The sequence below is a fragment of the Anaeromassilibacillus sp. Marseille-P3371 genome (genome assembly GCF_900169665.1).
Classification (GTDB): domain Bacteria; phylum Bacillota; class Clostridia; order Oscillospirales; family Acutalibacteraceae; genus Anaeromassilibacillus.
In genome coordinates this window covers 1,336,626-1,357,105 of record NZ_LT835157.1, presented here as the reverse complement: position 1 = coordinate 1,357,105, position 20,480 = coordinate 1,336,626, and the positions used below count along the sequence as shown (strand labels likewise).

At 53.1% G+C, this 20,480-nt stretch carries 21 protein-coding genes; 2 read left to right on the top strand and 19 right to left on the bottom strand.

The features are described from left to right. Position 1 precedes the first annotated feature (1 nt). From B9Y59_RS04805 to B9Y59_RS04720, 18 genes are all read right to left on the bottom strand, one after another. Positions 2–2,197 (bottom strand): AAA family ATPase, encoded by a 2,196-nt coding sequence (locus B9Y59_RS04805; RefSeq protein WP_085532108.1) that lies wholly within the window; start codon positions 2,195–2,197, stop codon positions 2–4. A gap of 261 nt (positions 2,198–2,458) precedes the next feature. Continuing rightward, the gene (locus tag B9Y59_RS04800; protein ID WP_085532106.1) at positions 2,459–3,739 is read right to left on the bottom strand and encodes a recombinase family protein; all 1,281 of its coding nucleotides are present in this window, start codon (positions 3,737–3,739) and stop codon (positions 2,459–2,461) included. Beyond that, on the bottom strand, positions 3,736–5,052 hold the full coding sequence (locus B9Y59_RS04795) for a recombinase family protein (RefSeq protein WP_085532104.1): 1,317 nt from the start codon (positions 5,050–5,052) through the stop codon (positions 3,736–3,738). The genes B9Y59_RS04800 and B9Y59_RS04795 overlap by 4 nt, the downstream gene beginning before the upstream one ends. A gap of 46 nt (positions 5,053–5,098) precedes the next feature. After that, complete coding sequence (locus B9Y59_RS04790) at positions 5,099–5,512, bottom strand: hypothetical protein (RefSeq protein ID WP_085532102.1); 414 nt, start codon at positions 5,510–5,512, stop codon at positions 5,099–5,101. Positions 5,513–5,577: 65 nt separating this feature from the next. Beyond that, entirely contained in the window at positions 5,578–5,805 is a 228-nt protein-coding gene (locus B9Y59_RS04785) for a DUF4314 domain-containing protein (RefSeq protein ID WP_085532100.1), read from the bottom strand. Continuing rightward, on the bottom strand, positions 5,802–6,122 hold the full coding sequence (locus tag B9Y59_RS04780) for a hypothetical protein (protein ID WP_085532098.1): 321 nt from the start codon (positions 6,120–6,122) through the stop codon (positions 5,802–5,804). Before B9Y59_RS04780 ends, B9Y59_RS04785 begins: the two co-directional genes overlap by 4 nt. Continuing rightward, the gene (locus tag B9Y59_RS04775) at positions 6,109–7,101 is read right to left on the bottom strand and encodes a hypothetical protein (RefSeq protein WP_085532096.1); all 993 of its coding nucleotides are present in this window, start codon (positions 7,099–7,101) and stop codon (positions 6,109–6,111) included. The genes B9Y59_RS04780 and B9Y59_RS04775 overlap by 14 nt, the downstream gene beginning before the upstream one ends. 32 nt (positions 7,102–7,133) lie before the next feature. Then, the gene (locus tag B9Y59_RS04770; RefSeq protein ID WP_085532094.1) at positions 7,134–7,475 is read right to left on the bottom strand and encodes a DUF7678 domain-containing protein; all 342 of its coding nucleotides are present in this window, start codon (positions 7,473–7,475) and stop codon (positions 7,134–7,136) included. Positions 7,476–7,485: 10 nt separating this feature from the next. Next, complete coding sequence (locus B9Y59_RS16560) at positions 7,486–8,076, bottom strand: DUF5049 domain-containing protein (RefSeq protein WP_330395891.1); 591 nt, start codon at positions 8,074–8,076, stop codon at positions 7,486–7,488. A gap of 362 nt (positions 8,077–8,438) precedes the next feature. Next, complete coding sequence (locus B9Y59_RS04760) at positions 8,439–9,314, bottom strand: replication-relaxation family protein (RefSeq protein ID WP_242967245.1); 876 nt, start codon at positions 9,312–9,314, stop codon at positions 8,439–8,441. A gap of 185 nt (positions 9,315–9,499) precedes the next feature. After that, the gene (locus tag B9Y59_RS04755) at positions 9,500–11,659 is read right to left on the bottom strand and encodes a type IV secretory system conjugative DNA transfer family protein (RefSeq protein ID WP_085532092.1); all 2,160 of its coding nucleotides are present in this window, start codon (positions 11,657–11,659) and stop codon (positions 9,500–9,502) included. 58 nt (positions 11,660–11,717) lie between these two features. Beyond that, a complete protein-coding gene (locus B9Y59_RS04750) occupies positions 11,718–11,912 on the bottom strand; it encodes a hypothetical protein (RefSeq protein ID WP_085532090.1) in 195 nt (64 codons plus the stop codon). 6 nt (positions 11,913–11,918) lie between these two features. Further along, positions 11,919–12,491 (bottom strand): MT-A70 family methyltransferase, encoded by a 573-nt coding sequence (locus tag B9Y59_RS04745; protein ID WP_085532088.1) that lies wholly within the window; start codon positions 12,489–12,491, stop codon positions 11,919–11,921. Positions 12,492–12,710: 219 nt separating this feature from the next. Beyond that, positions 12,711–12,920, bottom strand: coding sequence for a hypothetical protein (locus B9Y59_RS04740; RefSeq protein ID WP_085532086.1), 210 nt, complete (start codon positions 12,918–12,920; stop codon positions 12,711–12,713). A gap of 5 nt (positions 12,921–12,925) precedes the next feature. After that, positions 12,926–13,231: a hypothetical protein gene (locus B9Y59_RS04735; protein ID WP_085532084.1), complete on the bottom strand. Its 306-nt coding sequence runs from the start codon at positions 13,229–13,231 to the stop codon at positions 12,926–12,928. Positions 13,232–13,403: 172 nt separating this feature from the next. Beyond that, the gene (locus B9Y59_RS04730) at positions 13,404–14,711 is read right to left on the bottom strand and encodes an isopeptide-forming domain-containing fimbrial protein (RefSeq protein ID WP_085532082.1); all 1,308 of its coding nucleotides are present in this window, start codon (positions 14,709–14,711) and stop codon (positions 13,404–13,406) included. Continuing rightward, positions 14,677–15,915 (bottom strand): hypothetical protein, encoded by a 1,239-nt coding sequence (locus B9Y59_RS04725; RefSeq protein WP_143255240.1) that lies wholly within the window; start codon positions 15,913–15,915, stop codon positions 14,677–14,679. Before B9Y59_RS04725 ends, B9Y59_RS04730 begins: the two co-directional genes overlap by 35 nt. Before the next feature lie 210 nt (positions 15,916–16,125). Further along, on the bottom strand, positions 16,126–16,791 hold the full coding sequence (locus B9Y59_RS04720) for a hypothetical protein (protein WP_085532077.1): 666 nt from the start codon (positions 16,789–16,791) through the stop codon (positions 16,126–16,128). Positions 16,792–17,145: 354 nt separating this feature from the next. Here B9Y59_RS04720 and B9Y59_RS15665 point away from each other — a divergent pair, with 354 nt between their 5' ends. Beyond that, positions 17,146–17,313: a hypothetical protein gene (locus tag B9Y59_RS15665; RefSeq protein WP_158088953.1), complete on the top strand. Its 168-nt coding sequence runs from the start codon at positions 17,146–17,148 to the stop codon at positions 17,311–17,313. Positions 17,314–17,564: 251 nt separating this feature from the next. Further along, on the top strand, positions 17,565–18,074 hold the full coding sequence (locus B9Y59_RS04715) for an RNA polymerase sigma factor (protein ID WP_085532075.1): 510 nt from the start codon (positions 17,565–17,567) through the stop codon (positions 18,072–18,074). 125 nt (positions 18,075–18,199) lie between these two features. On the opposite strand, the gene B9Y59_RS15660 is transcribed toward B9Y59_RS04715, so the two are convergent. After that, a complete protein-coding gene (locus B9Y59_RS15660) occupies positions 18,200–20,368 on the bottom strand; it encodes an FISUMP domain-containing protein (RefSeq protein WP_085532073.1) in 2,169 nt (722 codons plus the stop codon). Positions 20,369–20,480 lie beyond the last annotated feature (112 nt).

Sequence of the window (20,480 nt, the reverse complement as noted above, 5' to 3'; positions counted from 1 at the left end):
GTTACTCCTCGGGCGTTAAACAATCTTGCAGCCACGCTAATCCTTCGTCGATATAAACTGGAACTGAAAGCTCACTGGGATCAACAGCATAAATCAAATCTAATGCAAACTCAGCTTTCTGATCGGATCTCCCATTTCGGAGCACATCATATACTCCTTGATGAAATTCTTCAAAAGAACTTGCCGACTTAATTTTATCGCTCACGTTTTTTATCAGACTACCTGTATCATCGACAGATATATTTTCAAAGAGCTGCAAATTAGTATAGACGAGACAATCTTCAAATGTACTTGCGAGAGCCTCTACCTCGGCACCATTATAATCAATCTTCACTGGCGTCTGATATGCAATACGGATAGAATACTTGCATACACCTTGTTTTACAATTTCCTTCTGATCAGCTGGAATATCCAGCAGCTTGTCTAGATCTTTTTCCCCAATGATCCAGCCCGTAATAGTATAGTTACTGCTAATAAGACCTTTTTTGCGTTCTGGACAAACAGCTTTATGATGCCCCTCTTTTTCTGCAGTATCAAGGTCTGCAATAACAAGCGTAGGCAAGCATAGCTTTTCAATTAGCGGACTAAGGCGGTGTGAGTGCCGTCCATTTATGCTTAATATCGATATGTATTTTTGGTACAGTTCCGGATACTTATTTCGAATAAAATGCGGCAACAACATACTTTCCGCCGATCCCTCCACAAGAATGGCAGCATCAGCAAAGAATAAATCGCAGTGGGTTGTCTGCAAATAGCGAGTGACGAATTTATCGGTTTCATCGCCTTTGCCAAACACTTCAGAAAGATTGATTACTTTTGAAGTCGCAATATCTCCTTCCGCTCCCTCTGATAGCCGCTTAAAGTAGCGTAGATCAGCAAAATTAGTTTCTCGGGCAATATGACTGGAGTGGGTGCTAATCACTAATTGAGTATCAAAATGCCCGTTCTCCTTGATGGATTTATGATTTGTTAATACATCATACGCTTTGCGAATAAATACTTGTTGTACTTGCACATGAAGATGTGCCTCCGGTTCTTCAATTAAAACTAAATGCAGAGGCTCTATAGCAAAATTATCGCTCTCTTGCGTTAGTTTAGCTTTGCCTTCACGCATCCAGTCATCCCTAAAGCGCATAAGATCAAAGACCATAGAGATTAAATTTTGATACCCTAATCCATTATATTTTTCCGGCAGCTTTAGCGTATCGTCGTTCTTGCTCAGCGCATACTGGACAGTAGAGTCATGTTTGAGCGCTTCACCTGTGGTCATTTTCGTTACAATTGTAAGCTTAGGATTCGCTACTCCGGGATATCCAAGACCTTCTAGCTCTCGAATTGCGGGTGCGAATTTAATTGCGAGATTTTCATCAAAAACCTTTTTAGCATCTTCAGTAGCTTTTAATATTTCTAAGTCTTCGGGCGATGGAGACTTTTCTGGATCGAGATGTTTTTCGTAATAGCTACGCATTTGATCTGATAATTGCCTTTTAGCTCGATCATTGCTGTCTGGGCTATCCGGATCCGCAAAGCCTCGCTGAGCGTCGATCATATCTATCTTAACAATTCCTCTCAGTGGGTTGTCTGTAAAACACTCCATTTCGAAAGGTGTAGCTTGTAAGGCATCTGCATTGGATTTGGCAGGGTCAAGAACGAACGCTTTTATTGAGAAATATGTATTCAGATTGCGGTCAATAAACTCACATAAATCCTTGGGGTACAGGTTAATATCCGTCTTTCCTTTTGTTTTTTCCGTTTTGCGTGCCGCAAAATAGACTTCCCTGTAATCTGTAAACAACTTGGCGATGTTCTTTGGAAAGAATGCCAGACGTACACCCAATTTCCCACTGCGCCATTTGAGTGTTGGAATTATCCCGGCTACATAATGTATCTCACTGTTAGAAACATTTAGCCAAATATCCATCTGGGGGACAAGTGACCCCCATTCCAGCAAGTCTGTAGGTTCAGTACAGTTTTCTTGAACCCATTCCTCACCAATCTTGTTGATATCTACACGTTTAGAAATAGTAATGTCATTAAAGGCAAAATCGCGGCCGGCAAGGAATTTCCCCAGCGCGTCCATAGCGGATGTTTTACCGCTGTTATTTGCACCTACAAATAAAGTAGTCTTTTCGCTGAAATCGATATGGCATTGTAATAGTTTTCTAAAGTTCTGAATATCTATGGACTGTATTTTCATGCTGTACCTCCGTTCTAGCCGCAACGGGTGACTTATATAAATTATACCATACAACAGGGAAAATTCAATTTGTAACAAGATGACGCGTCTTGGGGATTTACGTCCATAGACTTATAAAGCAGAGCGGAAAAATTATGCATGCGTCTAGCAAATCTGCTGCAAATGGCGCGGAAACCAAAATGCACACTGACACGGATAATGTTCAGGACAGAAAAGCGCCGCAGGTTGCCCTACGGCGTTAGCTATAATGTACTAGTGGCCTTAGAGGATGATCTCTGCGATCTCGCCACTCGTTAAGGTAAAGGTCAGGTGGTTGCCCTTGTAAACCGTGACGGACTCCACAAGCTCGCCCCACCGTTTGTCAGTATAGACGGGGTTCGGATCGCCGCACTTTTGCAGCATTTTCCCAAACGCCTCCTTGACCTCAGTTTCCCGGAGCCTTGGGGAATCGCAAACCTTGTCGCCGTCGTATTTGTGGTTACAGTACCAAACGTCGTAGTGCTCGCCGGTACTGCGTAACCGCCAGACCTTGTGGCCGTAGAACTCACCGCAATCCCCGCAGATAAGCTTTCCGGCAAAAGGGTGCTTGGTACGCACCTTGGCACGGCGTTTGGTGTATTCCGCCAGCATCTCCTGCACCCGGTCAAACACCTCCGGCTCTATGATCGGGTCATGGGAATTATGCACACGGACAGACATCACCTCTCCGTTGTTCTTTCTCACCTCCTTGGTGAGATAATCTACGGTATAGGTCTTTTGGAGTAAAGCCTCACCCTTGTATTTCTCGTTGCTGAGAATACTCTTGACGGTACTGACGCTCCATTTGGCCCTACCAGTAGGCGTTGGAACTCTCATTTTTGTCAGGGTCGCGGCGATCTCGTTGATAGTCTTGCCGGACAGGAAAAGGTCGTAGATCTGTCGGATGATCACAGCCTCTTCCTCCACGATCTCCGGCCTGCCGTCCTTGCCCTTTTTGTAGCCAAGGAAGTGGGAGTAAGCCAGCGTGACCTTCCCGTCCCGCATACTCTTCTGCTTGCCCCAGCGGACATTTTCGCTGATGGAGCGGCTTTCCTCTTGGGCGAGCGAGCTCATGATGGTGAGCATCATCTCACACTTAGGATCAAAGGTATGCAGGTTCTCTTTCTCAAAGATCACCTCTACGCCAGCGGCCTTCAAGTTGCGAACCGTTTGCAGTGTGTCCACCGTATTCCGGGCAAAGCGGGAAATAGACTTAGTAAGGATCAAATCTATTTCTCCGTTCATGGCATTCTGGATCATCAGGTTAAAGCCATCACGTTTTTTGGTATTCGTGCCGGTGATACCTTCATCAGCAAACACAGACACAAACTCCCAATTAGGGTTGCTCTGAATGTAGTGAGTATAGAAGTCCACCTGTGCTTCATAGCTGGATTGCTGCTCGTCCTGCTCCGTGGAGACACGGGCATAGGCGGCAACCCGCAGCTTTTCAGCGGCTCCCGTTGTGGCTGAGCCTGTTTTCTGTCGTATCGGCTCAATAATTGTTACTCTGCGTTCTGTGCTCATTTGTCCTCCTTTCGGTGTCGTTCCAAAGCCCTTTGCCGGGCGACTTCGCGCATCTCTCTCGTCCAGCTTTCGCTGCGAGATCGGTGCCTCCACTCCACATCAACGGTTCTTCCGTCTTTCAGAATGTACTGTAGGTGATGATTGGCGGGAACGATAATTTGCTGAACTTGATCCAATAGAACGTCCCGGTTCAACTCGTCCACAGCCAATACCTCTTTGGTTTTTGTAATCAGGATATCTTCGGGGATTTTCTGTGAGGGACAGACGTCTTTGCCCATGATATAAAAACTTGGGCACGTCCAGACAGCTTTATCGTACTTTTTGACATTGGTGCGATGGTACCCGTATAACCGCCCACAGTAGCCGCAGAGGATCAGCCCGTGAAACAGATGGTATGGCGGAATAACTTCTGCGCCGTTTCTTTTCCGTGAGGTGGCTCTTGCCAGCAGTTCAGCCTGAACTGCATCAAAGGTCTCCTGATCGATAATGGCTTCGTGGCTGTTCTCGACATAGTATTTGCGAACCTCACCATGGTTAATCTTGCTGACTTTTGTGCGAAAATCCGGGACAAAGGTCTTTTGGAGCAGTAGGTTGCCGGTATACTTTTCGTTGGTAAGGATACGGCGGATGGATGTGCCACTCCAGGCATTACCGTTATCCGGCTGAACCTTTTGCAATATCAGCTTTTTAGCAATACGGTAAAGGCCCATTCCAGACAAGTAATCCATAAAGATTTGACGTACAATCTCCGCCTCTTCTGGTATGACAACCAGTTTCCCGTTATCCAGCCTGTAGCCGAGCATTTTTCCCACCCACGGTTCTCCGTTTTCGAACCTTTTTCGGATGCGCCACTTCTGGTTCTCACTGGCGGAGCGGGCTTCCTCTTCGGCATACATGGCAAGCAGGGTCAAGAGCAGCTCTCCATCTGGGCTGATGCTGTGCATATCCTCTTTCTCAAAGTAACAGTCTATGCCCAGCTTCTTGAGCTCGCGGATCGTTTCCAGCAGGATCACAGTATTCCGGGCAAAGCGGGTCACCGATTTGGTGATGACAAGGTCGATTTTGCCCTCCCGGCAGTCTTGCAGCATCCGCTGGAACTCCGGGCGGTTGATTGTTGTGCCGGAGATCCCGTTATCCGAGTAGATAGAAACCAGCTCCCACTCCGGGTGGGCCGCAACATAATCGCGGTAGTATTCTGTCTGCGCCTCCAGCGAGTGGAAGGCGGCGTCCTTATCCGATGAGACGCGGGCATAGGCTGCTACACGGATAATCTTCTGTTCCTTCGGCTTGGCCGGTATTTCTTCAATACGCATGGTTCTTACCTCCTGATAGTATTCATCACTCTGTTTCCCGGAAGAGTCAAGGCTTGATCTCGATAATCTCCCGGTGCTCTCGGCGCCATTTTGTCCGGCAGTAATCCGAGCAAAACAGTGCTCCCCGCCGCACTGTCCCCCGCAGCGGTTTATGGCAATACCGGCAGAGGGGTGCGTTCTGCTTCTCGTCCTTCGTCTTCCGGGAGCCAGCGGCCTCCAGCCCTTTGCGCCTACAGATAGACTTCACGGTATTGGGGGAAAGCCCCAGTTCCCGGCCAATAAAGCTGTAGGGGTAGTTTTCTCGCCGCAAGGCGGCGATCTGTTCTAATTGTTTTGCAGTCATGGTTTTCCTCCAATCCTTGGCAATATCGTTAGTATTCTTGTTGGCCTGTGCGTCTGTTGCCACCCGGCAATAGACCGCAGCTATGAGTTTTTTCTCACTTAGGTATTTACTCTGCATTTTTGTGTCTCCTTTAGAAAATCCCCGGCCCGAAACGAGCCGGGGATCCTGTAATGTGCGCCCACTCAGATTTTACGGATGCGGTCTTCGCCATAGGCAACGCCAAGGCCGGAACCGCAGTCCCAATCGGCAAACACTGTACCAATACTGTCCACCATCACAACTGTCCCCCGGTCACCGGGTTTTAGCGTGGTGTAGGGATCGTGCATGGAGATGAGCTCTACTCGCGTACCTGCGGGATATGTCCGGCGCAGCTGCTCTACGATCTCACGGCTGGGGAAATTGCTTCTCATGCATTTTCCTCCGTTTCTTCCGCGAGCGGGATCTCCGCAATGGGAAATGCGTCGTAGTTGCAGTTACCGCCGAACGCGGCAAAGATCTCAGCTTGCTTTTGCGGAGTGAGATCCTCCCAATAGATAGGGATACTGCTGGGAGCTTCGATTTCCACGGCGGTGGTCTCAATATCGTCAAAGTCCCTTCCGCCGTCCAGCTCGATCTTCCCCCGCATCAGGCGGTAGATGGCCTCATACTGCGCTTCTTCGGCAGAGTTCGCCGCAAGCTCCACAGTAGTGGATGTCCGCTTAATCAGCGTAACCTCAAACCACTTCATTGCTGGCCTCCTCAGAGTTTCCGGCAACGGTGTCCTCTGCACCAGCGGCACCGTCCGGCTCCTCGGGAGAGGAAGCAGGAGCAGGTTCCGATGCAGTAGGTACAGCCTCCTTCTTCGGCGGTGCGCCGTAGCGCCAGCCGCTGTTGCCGGTGAGATGGTTCAGCATCAGCTTTCTGGCCGGCGCATACTGAGCGCCCTTCATGCCGAGGCGCACCATAAAGATACGCATCGCAAAGCGGTCATTGTCGCCATCATAGGGCTTGTCCAGAACGCGGGTCTGCTCACGGGCCATCTGGCAGAGAGCCGTGATAAACTGCGTGTAAGCTGCGGCCTCGCCGTCCACCCCGGTGAGGGTAAACCACGGGAAAGCGATCTCTTCCTCCGTAACCTCAACCGGCAGAGCGTCGGCCAGCACAGCGCGCCTAAACAGCACTTCTTTGTTGGCGATGATCAGCTTCAGGCGCTCCAGCGCATCATCCGTGAGGGTGCTGCGCGGAATGCTGACAGCGAACTTGTGACCAGTATTGGAGTCGCTGGCGTCCTCGGATTCTTCCGGGGCAGCTGCTTCGTCGGGGTCAGCGGGAGCTTCCTTGGGTTCTTTCGCCGTGTCGGGCGTCTCCGCGCCGTCTGCGGCCTCCATGGCCTCCGCCTCGGGTTGGTCGGCGGGTGCGGCCTCCGCTGCCACGTCGGGCATTTCTGCCGGGGTTTGGGCGGGGGCATCCTTCTCGGGAGTCTCCGCCTCAACCTCGTCCGCCGGGGCAAAGCCGCGCTCGCTCAGTTTCTCAACCACTAAGGCAACTGCTTCCTTGGACAGCGTATCGGGGTAAGACAGAACACCGTTTTTATCGATGGTGTAGTCACCCACTTGGTAGTCAAAGCTCGGAGCTCCGGCATAGACGGCCTCAGAGAAGGTGATCTCAGAGAGTGCCTGCACCAGTGCCTTGCGCTCTTTCCCCGTCACGTTAAAACTGATAGTCATGTTCTTTAACCTCCATTTCTTGTCATGTGCTATTATTCGTACTCAAGCACGTCATCCTCGGTTATGAGGAAGCGGCGTTCGGATAGAAACGTGTTCTTCCAGACCTCCTGCACCGGCAAGGACTCACAGAAGCGAATTACTGCCTCAGTCAGCCCTTTATGAGCGCCTTGTGGGCGTTTATCCCAACCACGCTCATAAGCGGCGATTTCTCGGGAAGTCCGCTTGCTGATGATGTGCAACTTGATCACCCTACCACAGTCGATACCGAAGCCAGAGGCTTCGTCGCATACTTTCGCCCAAAAGGGGTAATCGTCTACCCGGCCATGCAGCCAGATGCCGTCTGTGGAGCGTACTGCAATTGTGTGGTCTGTCATTGCTGCTACCTCAGTGCTCGGAGCCGGTCATAATGAAGTTCCAGTATTCCTTCCGGTGTTCCTCCAGATAGATGACCAGCTCGTAGTAGCCTTTGCGATTAGCGATGTACTGTACCGTGCGGGTGTCCAGCATATTGGTCTCCCCGCTGTTGCGGATCGCCAAAATCTGCTCCCGGATTTTCTCGGTCATAACAAACTCCTCCTTGTCAGTGGGTTGGGGATCGGCAGGGATACGCTCGGCGGGCTGTTCTTTTTCCCAGCCGGGGATGATAGTAGCCGCCGCATCGTATTCGTCTGCGATCTGTTCCAGCCAGTGCTCCAGCTCGTCCAGAGAGCTACCTGTCCAGCGCGGTGCGCCAAAAGGCTTCTCTGGGGAGCCGTCGCCGTACTCGGTGAGCTCCAGCGATTCGTCAGTTGCGACGAACTTGCCCTTGTAGGCATAGAGGAACATAGCGCCCTCCATGTACCGGATCACCCGCCATGCTCTATCGCTAAAGCTGTCGGGAAACCGGAGCTCAATGGCAGTCACCGCCGCCGTGGGATCGTTACGGTCAATCGCGGGATTGCCCTGTCTAGCGAATGGGGTTACTGGGTGTTTCATGAGCGGCACCCCCTTCGCGTTTCCAAGCAGCGGCGCAGCCGTTTGCGGGTCAAACTGTGTTTTACCATTTTCTCGTCACCTCCTGTGTGATGGGAGGCCCTTTGTACAGGCTCTGCGATGTACGCAGAAAACTCCGTACATCGCGGCCTCATGGTTTGTGATTGTTCCTAATGTGCTTCCGGGCCTGACCGGACGGTGCGGCATCTGCCGCAGGGGTAGATTTTCCTCCTTTCTTGGTTAGAGTTGGTATTGTCGTGGTGCCCCTTACGGGGCATATTGGTTGGTGAGCCCGGCTGGCGGCAGTGATGACCACCACCCGCCAGCCGCAGATTGTTTGCTATTGGGTTCGTATTACGATTGTGTCAGCATAGCGCATCCCGGTTAAGCTCCTGTGTAAGCAGCGGCTCCAGTTCCTCCGGCGTGATCACCGCAAAGAGCGGGGCGAGCTTATCGAAGGTCTTGCGGATCGCCTCTTTTAGGGCATCCCGGCGGGCGTTGCTGGGGACGATCCACACCGTGAGGGGGAATACCCCAAACTCCTCCTGTTCTAACCCCGAGCGGTAATACTCATGGTAGCGGCGGCACTGGTCGATGATGGCGGAGATGGACTCGGTGGCGAGATCCACCTCTATAAACCACCGATCCTCATATTCACCGCAGAGGGTCTGGGCATAGAGGTCTGGCTTCAAAGACACCACTTTACCAATGTGGGTGTATGGCCGCCAGCAGGCGGGCTCCAGTTCCAGCGCCTCCAGCGTGAGGCCGTCGTGCCGCGCACAGATCTCCCGGATCTGCATGGAGCACTCCGCCACCGCAAGGGTGTGCCGGATGAACCGCTTGGAGGGGTCAACCACCCTAGATCGGCGCTCGGATTTGTCATGGTCGGCAAGCCTTAGTAGCCGTTCTCCCGCCTCGGTGAGATACCACACGATGGTGCTGGAACCACCCTTGACGCCGCCCCGGCTGTGCTCCACTACGGCGATGAGACCGAGCTCTCTAAGCTTCTTCAGGTTACGGTTTATGGCACGGGTGTTGGCGGTAGAGGGTTTCTCACCTAAGAAGATTAGCCGACAGACCTGCTGGCTGGTGAAGAACCGGCACTGGCGGATGGCGGCAAGGATCTGGAGGTCGCGCTCCTTCAGCGAGGGCAGAAGATCCTCTAGTTGTCTGCGGGAATATCTGCGCCGTGAGGCTTCCGCGCCGGGCGCATTCTGGTTATGTTCTATGGAAGTATCCATAGAGTCGCTTCCCATAAGCGTGATAAAGGGCGCTGCTCCCGGCCTTTGCTCGGAGGTGTTCGTTTGGCGGCGAGTCACCCGATTGGTCACCGGGTCTTCTGTCCGGTCATGGTTATCTACTGGGGTGTGCATTGGATTTTCTCCGCAGTTTATGGTCTGTTTGAGGTTGCGTTCTGACGGATTACCTAGCATCGCTTCCTCCTTCCGATGGGGGCGTCCGGTGCCTCTGGCGGTGCCGCAGATACGTTGCTGACAACGCTCAGATACTCCTGCTCCACCTCGGCGGCGGGCTTCCCAAACCGCTTCTGACTTACTGCCTTCAGTTCCGCTGGCATTCGGATGGCCTTCTCCGGCGGCAGGGTCTTGCCCCGGATCCAGCCGGTAGCTCGTCCGCCAGCTTGGAGAGAGGCATAGACTTGGTAGCGGGGCAGTCGCATAAAGTCCTCAGCGGTGAGCTCGGGAGCCATGGCTGCCATGGCCTTGGCATCGGTGGCGTTAAGGCCAAACACAATCTTGTTGAGAGCGTTGGCATCGATCCCGGCCCGGATGTTGGCTGGCAGCTGGTCGCGGTATTGGTGGGCCAGCGTGAGGGACAGCCCCAGCCCTCTGGCCTGTGCCAAAGCGTCGGAGAGGTCGGTGGGCAGGGACAGATAGTCCTGTAACTCGTCGATATAGACCGCTACCATGTGCCGTTTCTCCGGGGGCAGCTTGGCGCGGGAGAGCGCCAGCGTCCAAGTCAGGCCGACGATCAGGGAGCCAAGGAGACGGGCGCACTCGCCGCCGATGATGCCTTTGTTGAGCGGCACTAAGACGATCTTCCGCTGGTAGAACAGGTCGGTAAGGGAGAACTTCGGTTTGGCCTGTCCCAGTACATTGCGGAGTCCCGGACGCAGGGTGAACTGGCGGAGTTTGTTCAGCACCGGCTCAATCTGCTGCTGGCGGGAAAAATCATTAAGAGCGTCGAAGTTATCCCAGAAGGGCTTCAAGGCCACCTTGTCCCTGATGTTCTTTGTGATCCGCTGCCGGAACTGCTCATCGGTGAGGAAGGCCGGGAGCCACAGTAGTGACGCTCCGTCCACCTCTACCAAAGTCAACAGTGCGGCGGAGAGTACGTCTTGGATCCTGACGCCCCAGTTGTCTGCCCAGAGCTCCTTGAGGACACTGAGGACAGCATCGGCGATCAGGGGCGGGTTCTCGTAGCCGGGAAAGGCTAGCGGGTTGAAGCCTACCGGACAGGAGTCCGATGGGTCGATCACCACCACATCGTCCACCCGTTCCTCCGGGACACGGGCGAGGATGCTGTTGACAAGATCGGCCTTTGGGTCTATAACTAGGACACTGCGCCCGGCCCTGATGTCTGCAAGGATGAGTTTTTCCATCGCGGTACTCTTGCCGCTGCCACTGGGGCCCAGGAGGCAGGTGTGCAAACGGCTGTCCCCCGGGGAGATCACCAGCTCCTGCGGACTTATGGGATCAAGGCTCACGCCGAAGCTGCGGCTGCCTGCCCGTCCAACCGGGTGGTAATACCACTTGGGCGGCGGCAGCTCTCGCGGGTGCAGTTCCGGGGTTCCGGGGAGAGGTTCCTCTCCTGCGGGAAGAAGCAGAAAACTGCCAAGCTCCTTAACGGATAGGCGCAGCAAGATATGCTTTGGTAGGTGTACATTGTTGAGCCTATCGGCGGGTTCTGCTTCAGCCCGGATTTTGACTCCAGCGGCTTCTAAGGTCTGGAGCGCCGACAGGATGGAGTTTACATGGTACTCCGCATCCTTGCCGGACGCCCCGAGACGGATGACGACGTTAAACTGATGCTGTTCTGCCTTCTCCTTGGCGGACTTACGGTGCTCCGGCGTTGCGGGGCGGATGTTGCCAAGGACGGCATTGTACCACTTGGCCTCGGGGTTAGGGAACTCCTGCGGCACGCTGGCGGGCGGAAACGCTCGGCCCAAGATCACTTGGACGACGGTTTCTTCCTCGCCATGCGTTGCTGACATAGCCGCCAGCGCCGCCCGGATGGCCGACATGGTGACAGAGGTGTTAAGGGACAATACCGGGTGCGACACTTTTATGGTCTGCACGACGTCCACCTTCTTACGGCTGGAGGCCGGTATAGCGTGGGTGCGGATGTCTCCGTGAGCACGGATGGCATCCGTAATGCTTCCTATAGACTGGCTGTATGCGCCGATCTGGTAGCGGATCTGGCCATTCCTGCCCCGTGCCTCCCAGATGATGGGGGAACGGCGTTTGAGGGTGGAGGTGTGGGAGAGCATCTCCCACACCTCCTCGACTGTAAATGGGCGCTGCCAATCGACGGCTTGCCAGGCAAGCGTGTCATATGGTCTGCTCATACGAATCCTTTCTTTGTGGTTGTTAAACTGCTTATACTTAATGGTTGATTGTAGCTGCTTATGGACGGGTGTCCCGCCAGAACTTATAGAGGCGGTATCCGGCGACCCCGAGGCAGATAGCTGCTGCGACGATCACCAGTCCGACCCAGACGTCGGCGAGGAAGCCGATGCCCAGCTTGATGAGGAAACCGCTGAGGGCGATAATAACGGCGGCCTCCAGCAGTCTGATAAGCAAACTGCGTCTTGGCTCCATACCGCATCACGCTCCCTCCTTTGGCCTTACCTTGTCGCTGTAGCGCGGCACCGGGTAGCCGGGGATGACGAGGTCGCTGTCGATCTCGTTGCCCCATACGTCCCAGCCGGGCTGACGGCGTCGGGCAAACAGCTCCAGATACGGCCCATCCGAGAGCCGCTCAATGATGGCGAACTGCTCCTCCGGTTTGTGGGAGTGCTCCTGCACGGGAGCGAACAACCAGCTGCCCTGTCCGTGGAACTTGACAGGTGCGCGTCCACGGGTGGCGAACAAAATTGTCTCAGATGAATTGCGGATGAAATTTCCAAGCCCGAGCCTTGACTTGGTCCAGGTCAGCATACTGCGGTAGGTAAACCCCCACGCCTTGATCACGTCCAAGCCCTCCTGCAAGAGCCCATTAGGAATCCACAGGTACAGGTGGGCGTTCTCCTCGCTGAGGTCTTTAACCGGCATAGCCTTAATCTGGTCTAAGGTCATGAGCGGATAGTGACGTGCGGCTCCGCGCTTGCCCTTCTGGTTGATATCCCAAGGCGGGTCGGCGAGGATAGTCTTATATTTGTTATTTTGTAATTTATCCATATTCCATGGCGTCCTTTCTTGTAAAAATTAGTTGCTTTATACTCCGATTACACCACACATTGACAAACCGTCAAGGGGTTTTCTGAGGCCAAAAATGCCCTTAAATTGACCGATAGGACACTTCTTGTGGCCGTTTACAGATAGAGGCGATGGCCGTTTTGTCAAACGAACACGCCGAAAAAATCTTGTAAAAAAGTCCGTTTTGTGGCGTAAAATCGGCTATTTGCGGGATTTTTGCTGACCATAGTAGGTGCGAAGCATCTCGCGCTGGGCGTCCAGTGCCTGCTCCTCCAGCCGCAGCTGCTTGTCCAGCAGGCTGCAGGCGTCCCTCGGGCGGCTCCGGCTGCGGTACTCCATAAAGGACACGACTGCCGCAGCCAGAAGCACCACCGCCAGAATGACCGAGAGGATGAGAATTACGATTATCATCGGGATCACCAGCTTTCTAGGTGCCGGATGGCCTGATCGGCATAAGACCTGACGATCCGCCAGTATTCTTCCGATGCCTCTGGGGTAAGCTGGGCCAGCTTCTCTGCTGTGACCGACAGTGAGCCGAGATTCTCCAGCGCACAGCGGTGCAGGACGGCGGAACAGCGGTCACGGCCACAGGCGAGGTAGGCGTCCTCCATCAGCTGGACGGCCTGCCGCTGCGCCCGGAGGCTGTACCTCGGGGCGGTGGGAACCATCTCCACCACTTCGGCGGTGTAGGGTTCCCCGGGGTTGATGTAATTTCTGCTCATGGGAATGTGCTCCTTTCTGAGGGGGTAGAGTGTAGTTTGTTTGCCCCTCTACCGCCAAAAAGACACATTCCGCCTGCTTGACACCTGATCCTGACAATTTTCTATAAAATTATTTCCGGGCAACAAAAAAAGGCACCTCCGAAGAGGTGCCAAAAGTGTTTATAGAGGGATATTAGAGATAACGCTTTTTCTTATGGATCTTGATCCGCAGGATGATAAACGCGCTGCCGCTCAGGATTGCGATGCCCAAAAAGATCACGATTAGGATGTGGAAGGGAGTATTGTTTTGGACAATCACGCTGGCGGCGTCTTGCTGCAGTGTTTCCCCTACAGAAGCGCGGCCCCAGTTTACCAGCGTGTTGGAGCCCCAAGCGAGATCCTCGTCCACCACCTTGGCGGTAAACACCACGATCACGTTTGACTGGCCGCTGTAATAACCGAGCTTGACGCCGCCTTCTGAGGTGAGCTGGCCGTCATCAAGCGTTGCGCCGTTGGGATACGTGGCATTATAGATCATGGTGGTTCCCGGCACATACTCTAGGTTGGCAGGCAGCACATCGCGCAGCACTGGGTGCTGTTCGATATCTGGCGCACTGGTGTTGGTGTAGGTGATCTTGAACTCGACCTCGTCGCCAATCTTGGCTTCGACTGAGTCCTGCCAAGCTCCATCCTCGCTGTCTTTGAGGCGAACCTGCTGATCTACGGTAAACTGGCCGTCATAGACAACTTTGACCATGATCGTGATGTAGTTGGCATACTGATAGCAGCCCGGTACCCTGCCGTCGAGCTCGTCATAACCGATAAGCACACCGCCGGATTCTGATGCTGCAATATCGTCACTCAGCTGGATGCCGCCGTCTGCTCCGATTCCGTTATTCTCTAACAGGGCGGAGCCATAGACGTACTCCAGATGGAACGGCTGCTCCGCTACGAAATCCACATAGTCTACATACTCAGAAGGATAGGCATTGGAAGAAGTAAGATAACCGTTGACCCGGATGCTGGCAGCGGATTCCTGCGGGATATTGAAAGCAACCTTCGTGTCATCAGCAACAGCGTCATAACCGCCCGGATTATTGTTGTGGGCATAAAGCCGGATGTAATAAAACCCGCCATCTACCGCCTCAATCTCATTGCCGTTCCAGACATTCTGCGCCCCCTGATTTTCTCCTACAATGCGAGCGCCCACGAAGTTGACTTCCTCGGTGATGATGCCGGAGGGCAGGTCATCGCCTGTGGCCTCTTTGTACCAAGTGTAATCGGAATCTTGGAAGGAAATTGAGTTGAAGGTAATGGTGTCGCCGAGAGCGCCTTCATTGACCTCTTGGAGCGAGTAGGTGTCTCTGTCGCCGATGTTGTCACCCCAAGCATAGGCTGGCATGGGCATGAGCAGGGCAAAGGCGAGCATGACCGTCAATATAAAAGCAGATTGTTTTTTGGCCATCTCATTCGCCCCCTTCCATGGAACTGTCCGGCCCATTTGCTCCGTTTCCTATGCCGCCTGATCCTGCTGCGTCCGTTCCCCGCACCAAGACATTGATCGTATCCTCAACGGGGCCTTTTTGAGCAGTAATGGCGACCACTTCGTCAACGGTAGAAGCCAGCTCGGGATTGGCTATAACTTCATTCTTGTTCGTGTAAGCGGCCCAGACCTTATCGCTGTTATAGTCCAGATCTTCCGGGAGATAGACCTTGGGCTCAATTTCCAGCTCCAGAACCACGCTTTCTCCCGGAGCCAGTGTGGGAGGCTCGTCAAGCTCTGCAAAGCTGATGGACTCAATCTCCGGCAGGGTCATGGTGTCCGACAGGGAGCTGTATGCTGCCCGTTGGGATAGGCTCTGCCAAATAAGCACAAAAGCAAGGCAGGCTACAGCAATAATACTGACCACACCCAAGGCTCGCACTAAAAATGCATTCTGCTGAACCGCATTTTCTGTAACTGTGTTAGGGATGGAAGCAGGCTGCGGTTGCGGTGCCGGATCGGGCTGCGGCTGTGTACCTGACTGGGAGTGAGAGTCCGGATCGGGAGCAGGGGTGGCCGTATTTTGATCTGCGGCTGCTTTAGCGCTGACAGTTTCCGCCTGTTCTGTTTCTTGTTCTGTCTCTGACACCGTGTCGGTGCTTTCTGTCTGCTCTGGTTCTTGTTCTGACACCGTGCCGGTACTTTCTGCCTGTTCTGGTTCTTGGTTGGAAGCAGGATCCGGCTGCGATGCCAGAGTTCTATTTAGGTAGCTTGGGGTAGGAAGTGTGATGTTTTTAGGGATGCTTTCAAAACCTTCCACACCTAAATAATGCAGGACATCATTCCAAAGATTAATTGTCCCAGTTTGTCGTTTTGTATAAAGCGCGTTGCTAAACTTATCAAGCTTGTTCCGCTCATTCTTACTCAATGTCCCAATCGATTTTGCATATTGAGTCTCCTCTTTATACTTTGTCAAGCGAGGCGTGATTTTACTGCTCTTGTCGGTTTCTGTGGAGTCAATACTCTCATAACCAGCCAGCAAACCCGCCGCAGCTAATAACAGGTCGCGGTCTTCATCGGAAGGGCCATATTGTTGTAAAAGTGTAATGAAATACGCTTTCCGGAGAACCGTAATCTGATCGCCGTCAAGATGTACCTGTTTCCCATCCGGCAAATTCATCTTAATATAAGTCCGCCAATCACAGCCTTCCAGTAGCTGCATTAGTTCGTCAACGGCATCAATGTTAAGTCGGCAAGCGCCAATAGCGCCATTAAGTGAAGTTGCACTCAGCGTTTTGTTCTCACTCAGCGGGTTCACCCCCTTCAGAAACTGACATAATTATAACATGAACAGCCACGGATTTGAAGTTTCTACTCCTGAATATTCACATAGAAAAACGGCCACGCTTGGCGTGACCGTTTCCAATTGGGCTTAGAGATCAACGTATTCCGTAACGTCGGCAAAAGTTTTGCCTTTTACCTTGTAGATGACCATGTCGCGCTGGGTCGATCCGCGCTGTTCCCGAACTACTGTCACCATTCTGTCGTCTATGGACATGGTGTGAACGTGGTAGACCGGCTCAATTCCCTGTGCGGTTTTCTGGAGGCGGAAAGTGAGGTGCAGTTCGGGCATGAGTACTGGATCGTTGTCGATGACAAGCCATTGTTTGGTATACCATTCCGCACCATTTGTCAGATTGTAGAGTAGGAATATAGCCTCCGGGTAAACCTGGAATCCCACCAGTTTCCAGTCTGGGCGTTCACCGAGAAAGATTTCCTGATGATGCAGGGTAAAATCAGACTGTACGGGGTCATCAGCATCGAGGCGCTCCTCAACGGGACGGATATAGGGCAACAGCCTGCTCAGATCGGGATAGGGTTCTAACTGATTGTTACGAGGGGAATGGGTCATCCGGATGGGGGCATAATCCAACCAACCGAGTGAACCCACCAGTTCATCACAAGACATCAGCGCTGGACGCCAATTAGCCATGCGGTCGTCCAGTTCCTCTGTTGAAACGGAGCCCAGGGCGGCAAGACCTCCATAAACCGTAATGCCGAACTCTGGCAGTTCATGACAATAATGTTCTACACGCATATTGATACCTCCAAATCTTTGATTCGTGATTATCGCTCCATCGCGCTTCTTCTGCGAAGAAAGGCGAAATCGGCGATAATCTGAGGCATCAATGCTCTAAGCCGTTAATGTGCCAGCGGGTTAGTTATTGCTAACCTATCTATTTAATAATAGCATACAATTACATTTTTGTCAATGATATGGCCTTTACACACAGCTTTGTCAAGCCTTGAACGTACCAAAAAGGCTTTCCGGAGTTTTCCGTTATATTCCGCTCAAGTCCTTTTTCTTCCTTTTTGAACAGGCGCAATAGCTATGTGATATGCTGGAATCGAGCCAAGGAAGTGCTCAAAAAACATGAAGGAGGAACACCGCATGGACAATACCAGCATCATCGACATCCGCAGCGCCGAGCAGCATTTGCTCGCCAAGTACAACCAGAAGGACAGGGAGTTCGAGATCGTGCATAAGGGGGAGGTGACCATTATCCGCGTCCTGCCAAACGGAGAGATTGAGATCATCCATCCTGAGCAGGCCGCATAAGCGGCTGGCCCGATCCGCTGCAAAGGGGGTGATGAGAAATAAGACCTGTTAGTATCTGATCCACACCAAAACCACAGCAGCCGAAGGTGGTGATGCCGCCCATTAACCAAACCAACTAAACAACCGATCCGCGAGACCGCTCTGACGGCAGCACGGGAACATTGGATAAAGTCCAGTGTCCTGTGCCGCCGTCAGTTCTGTTTTACGGATCATTTGACGGCTCCTCGCGGATCCCGCGAAAGGAGCCGAATATGTACAGAAACCGGAAAAGGCCGGATGGCAGTTATATTGTCCATCTGGATGAAGAAGACCTCATTATTACGAAGGCCATGATAGATGAAACCAATCCACAGATTATGCGTGAGTATCTGCGGATGCTTTGGGCGCAGGAACACCGGGAGCGCCGGGAAGAACGCTGCCGGGATGCTCGTGGTGTGCGCTGCCAAGGGAAGTGCAGTGTCTGCGGTAAAAGCTGCTCCGGCAAGCCAGTGTCACTAGAAGCCCTCACGGACACCGGAGTCCCGCTTGCCAGTGGATATTCCCTAGAAAGAGATGTAGAGGAACGGCTGGAAATACAGGCCCTCTGCTCTGCATTCCAGACTTTGGACGAACTCAGCCGGGAGATCATCTGGCTGATTTTCTTCTGTGATTATACAGAGCGTCAGGCAGCTTCCATCGTAGGAATGTCACAAAACGGGGTGCATCAAAGGAAAAACCGAGCCCTCCAGATGCTGCGGGAACAAATGGAAGCAGAGAGGTGAGATCTCTCAATATTGGCCTCGGCTAAGAGCAACGCTTTTGGGCGTTGCTCTTAATTTTTTCCTGCCCCCGCCCCCCAGGTCGCGGCACACGCTCTCCGTGGAGGTCAGGAGAGCCATACAAGTTACTAGCTAGAGCGGATACACCGCACCGAGTACCCATTGTTCCTGTTGTAGTCGCCGCTGGTATCCAAGCTACTACCATTGTAGTACAGGTAGTACTGGTTGAAACTATTGTGCGCGGTAGCCGACCACCAGTAGCCGCTGGAGCCGGGACTGTAGAGCGAGCCATCGCGGTAGTAGCCACTATAGACAGGCGAGAAAGCGTCCACATAACTGGTTCCAGCAATGCCACTCTGCTGACTATCGGAGCCGCCGGTTGGTAGTTTCCAGCCTTTGGGACAGATGGATTGGGTGGCGTCCATCTTGGTCCGCTCGCAGACTGACCCAGCCGATGCTGCGCAGTAGTTGTAGTAGCCACCATACTCAGTAGCGTGTTGAGAGTCATCGCTGATAGCATAGCGAGCCTCAGTGTAGCTATCACCAGAAGTTAAGCTGTTGTTGGGGAAGGTCCAGTTGCTGTCAACGTCGGAATCTGACGGAGTGAGGGTACGACTACCCGAGAGTCGCAAATTCTGCGTCATCCAGCAAGCGCCGTTGATGTAGCGGACGGTATAATCACTGCCGTCGCGAATGTCGTAGACGGTATAGTTACCATTGCTTGCTAGAGATTGGCACTGTGCGTTTGTGAAGTCTTGGATGCTTGGCCCCCACTGCGCATAGAGCGTAATCGTAGCATCACCAGTCGCAGGAGTTACGGTGTAGTCGGCACCATCGGCGTAACTAGTACCGGAGCCGTCTGCTGCGGTGTTCCAGCCCGTGAACGCATACCCGGTGCGGGTGAAGCCATTGGCGCTCAGGGAGGCGGTGTTCCCTGCCGCGATTTGCTGGGAAGCGGTGCTGCCGCCAGTAGAGCCGTTACCGTTGAAGTTAATGGTGAGCGTGCCGGGATTGGAGCGGATACAGCGCACCGACAATCCGTAGTACTTGTCGATGTTGCTGGCACCCAAGCTACCACTGTAGTAGTTCAGACGGTGCTGGTTACTGCTACTGCTCGCGGTAGCCGACCACCAGATGCCATAGGAGCCGGTATCGTAGATCGAGCCATTGTAGTAGCGCCCACTATAGACAGGTGAGAAAGCGGAGGTATAGCTAGTAACGCTGCTCATCTCACCATTGGTCGGTAATCTCCAGCCCCTCGGGCAGATGTCATAAGTGGTATTGAAATTGCTGGAAGATTGGCAGTTAGTTCCGGCGGATGCAGCACAGAAGTTATAGTAACCTCCATAGGACGTATTACTACTAATTGTCACTTGCGGTTCAGTGTAAGAATAGCTACTGTTTGCCAGTGGGGTGCTTGGAAAAGACCAGCTACTAGCGACGTTGGAATCAGCCGAAGTCAGCGTTTGCCCGCCGGAGAGCCTTAGATTCTGCGTCATCCAGCAAGCGCCATTGATGTAACGGACAGTGTAGTCATTATCGTCCCGCCGGTCTGTGACGGTGAAGTCGGCATCGGAGGCGCGTGACTGGCAGTCGGCAAGGGTAAGGTCTTGGATGTAGATAATAGCTCTTGGTTCCGCTACCACTGCCACGGTGAGGGCGTTGGAATAGGCACCGGAGGCGATGGTGCTATCTACTTTTGCGCCGAAGGAAAGCGTGTAGGTATCGTTGGCAGAGTTGGTGGCGGAAGTGTCCTTGGTTTGGATGGGGGTGGATTTGTCGGTAGGGACGGCAGTATAGGTCGTAGCGTCAGTTGGTGCTTCTGTTCCTAGGTTGTAGCCCCAAGTGTTAGGCTTGAGGCTACTGAGGGTTAGGCCAACATCTCCTGCGGTAGCGTTAATAGTGGAGATGTTGGCAAGAGAAGAGATTTTGGGTCTGAGGCTGTTATCGCCATCAGAAGAGTAAAGGTAGAGGCTGTAGCCAGCGCTGTCAGACGTGGTGATAGTAAGGTTGGCAGTAGCGGTAGTGGTAGCGCCAGAGGGAGTGGGCAAAACGTCGGCAAAATCAATGGAAGTCGGTAGACTAATGCCAACAGAAGCGCCCGTGCCGGACACAACTCCCCCGGGACCTGGGTCAGGGTCATAATCATAGGCAGAGGTGTGTTGTGGCAACGATGGAAACAACATTAGGCCAATTGCAAAAGCCAGAGCACAGCAGCTGATTGTACCTGCCAACCCTGGCCACGACATCCGGCTGAGCTTACTTTGGCTGAACTTATTTCCGTGTATCCTTAACACCGCTACCTCCTATTTCTTAGTGCTGCGGTGCTATGATAAAAACGACACCGCATGGGTGTCTTGCCAAATTCACACTAAAGCAATGCTCCTGTGTTTATGCGGTGCCGTTTTA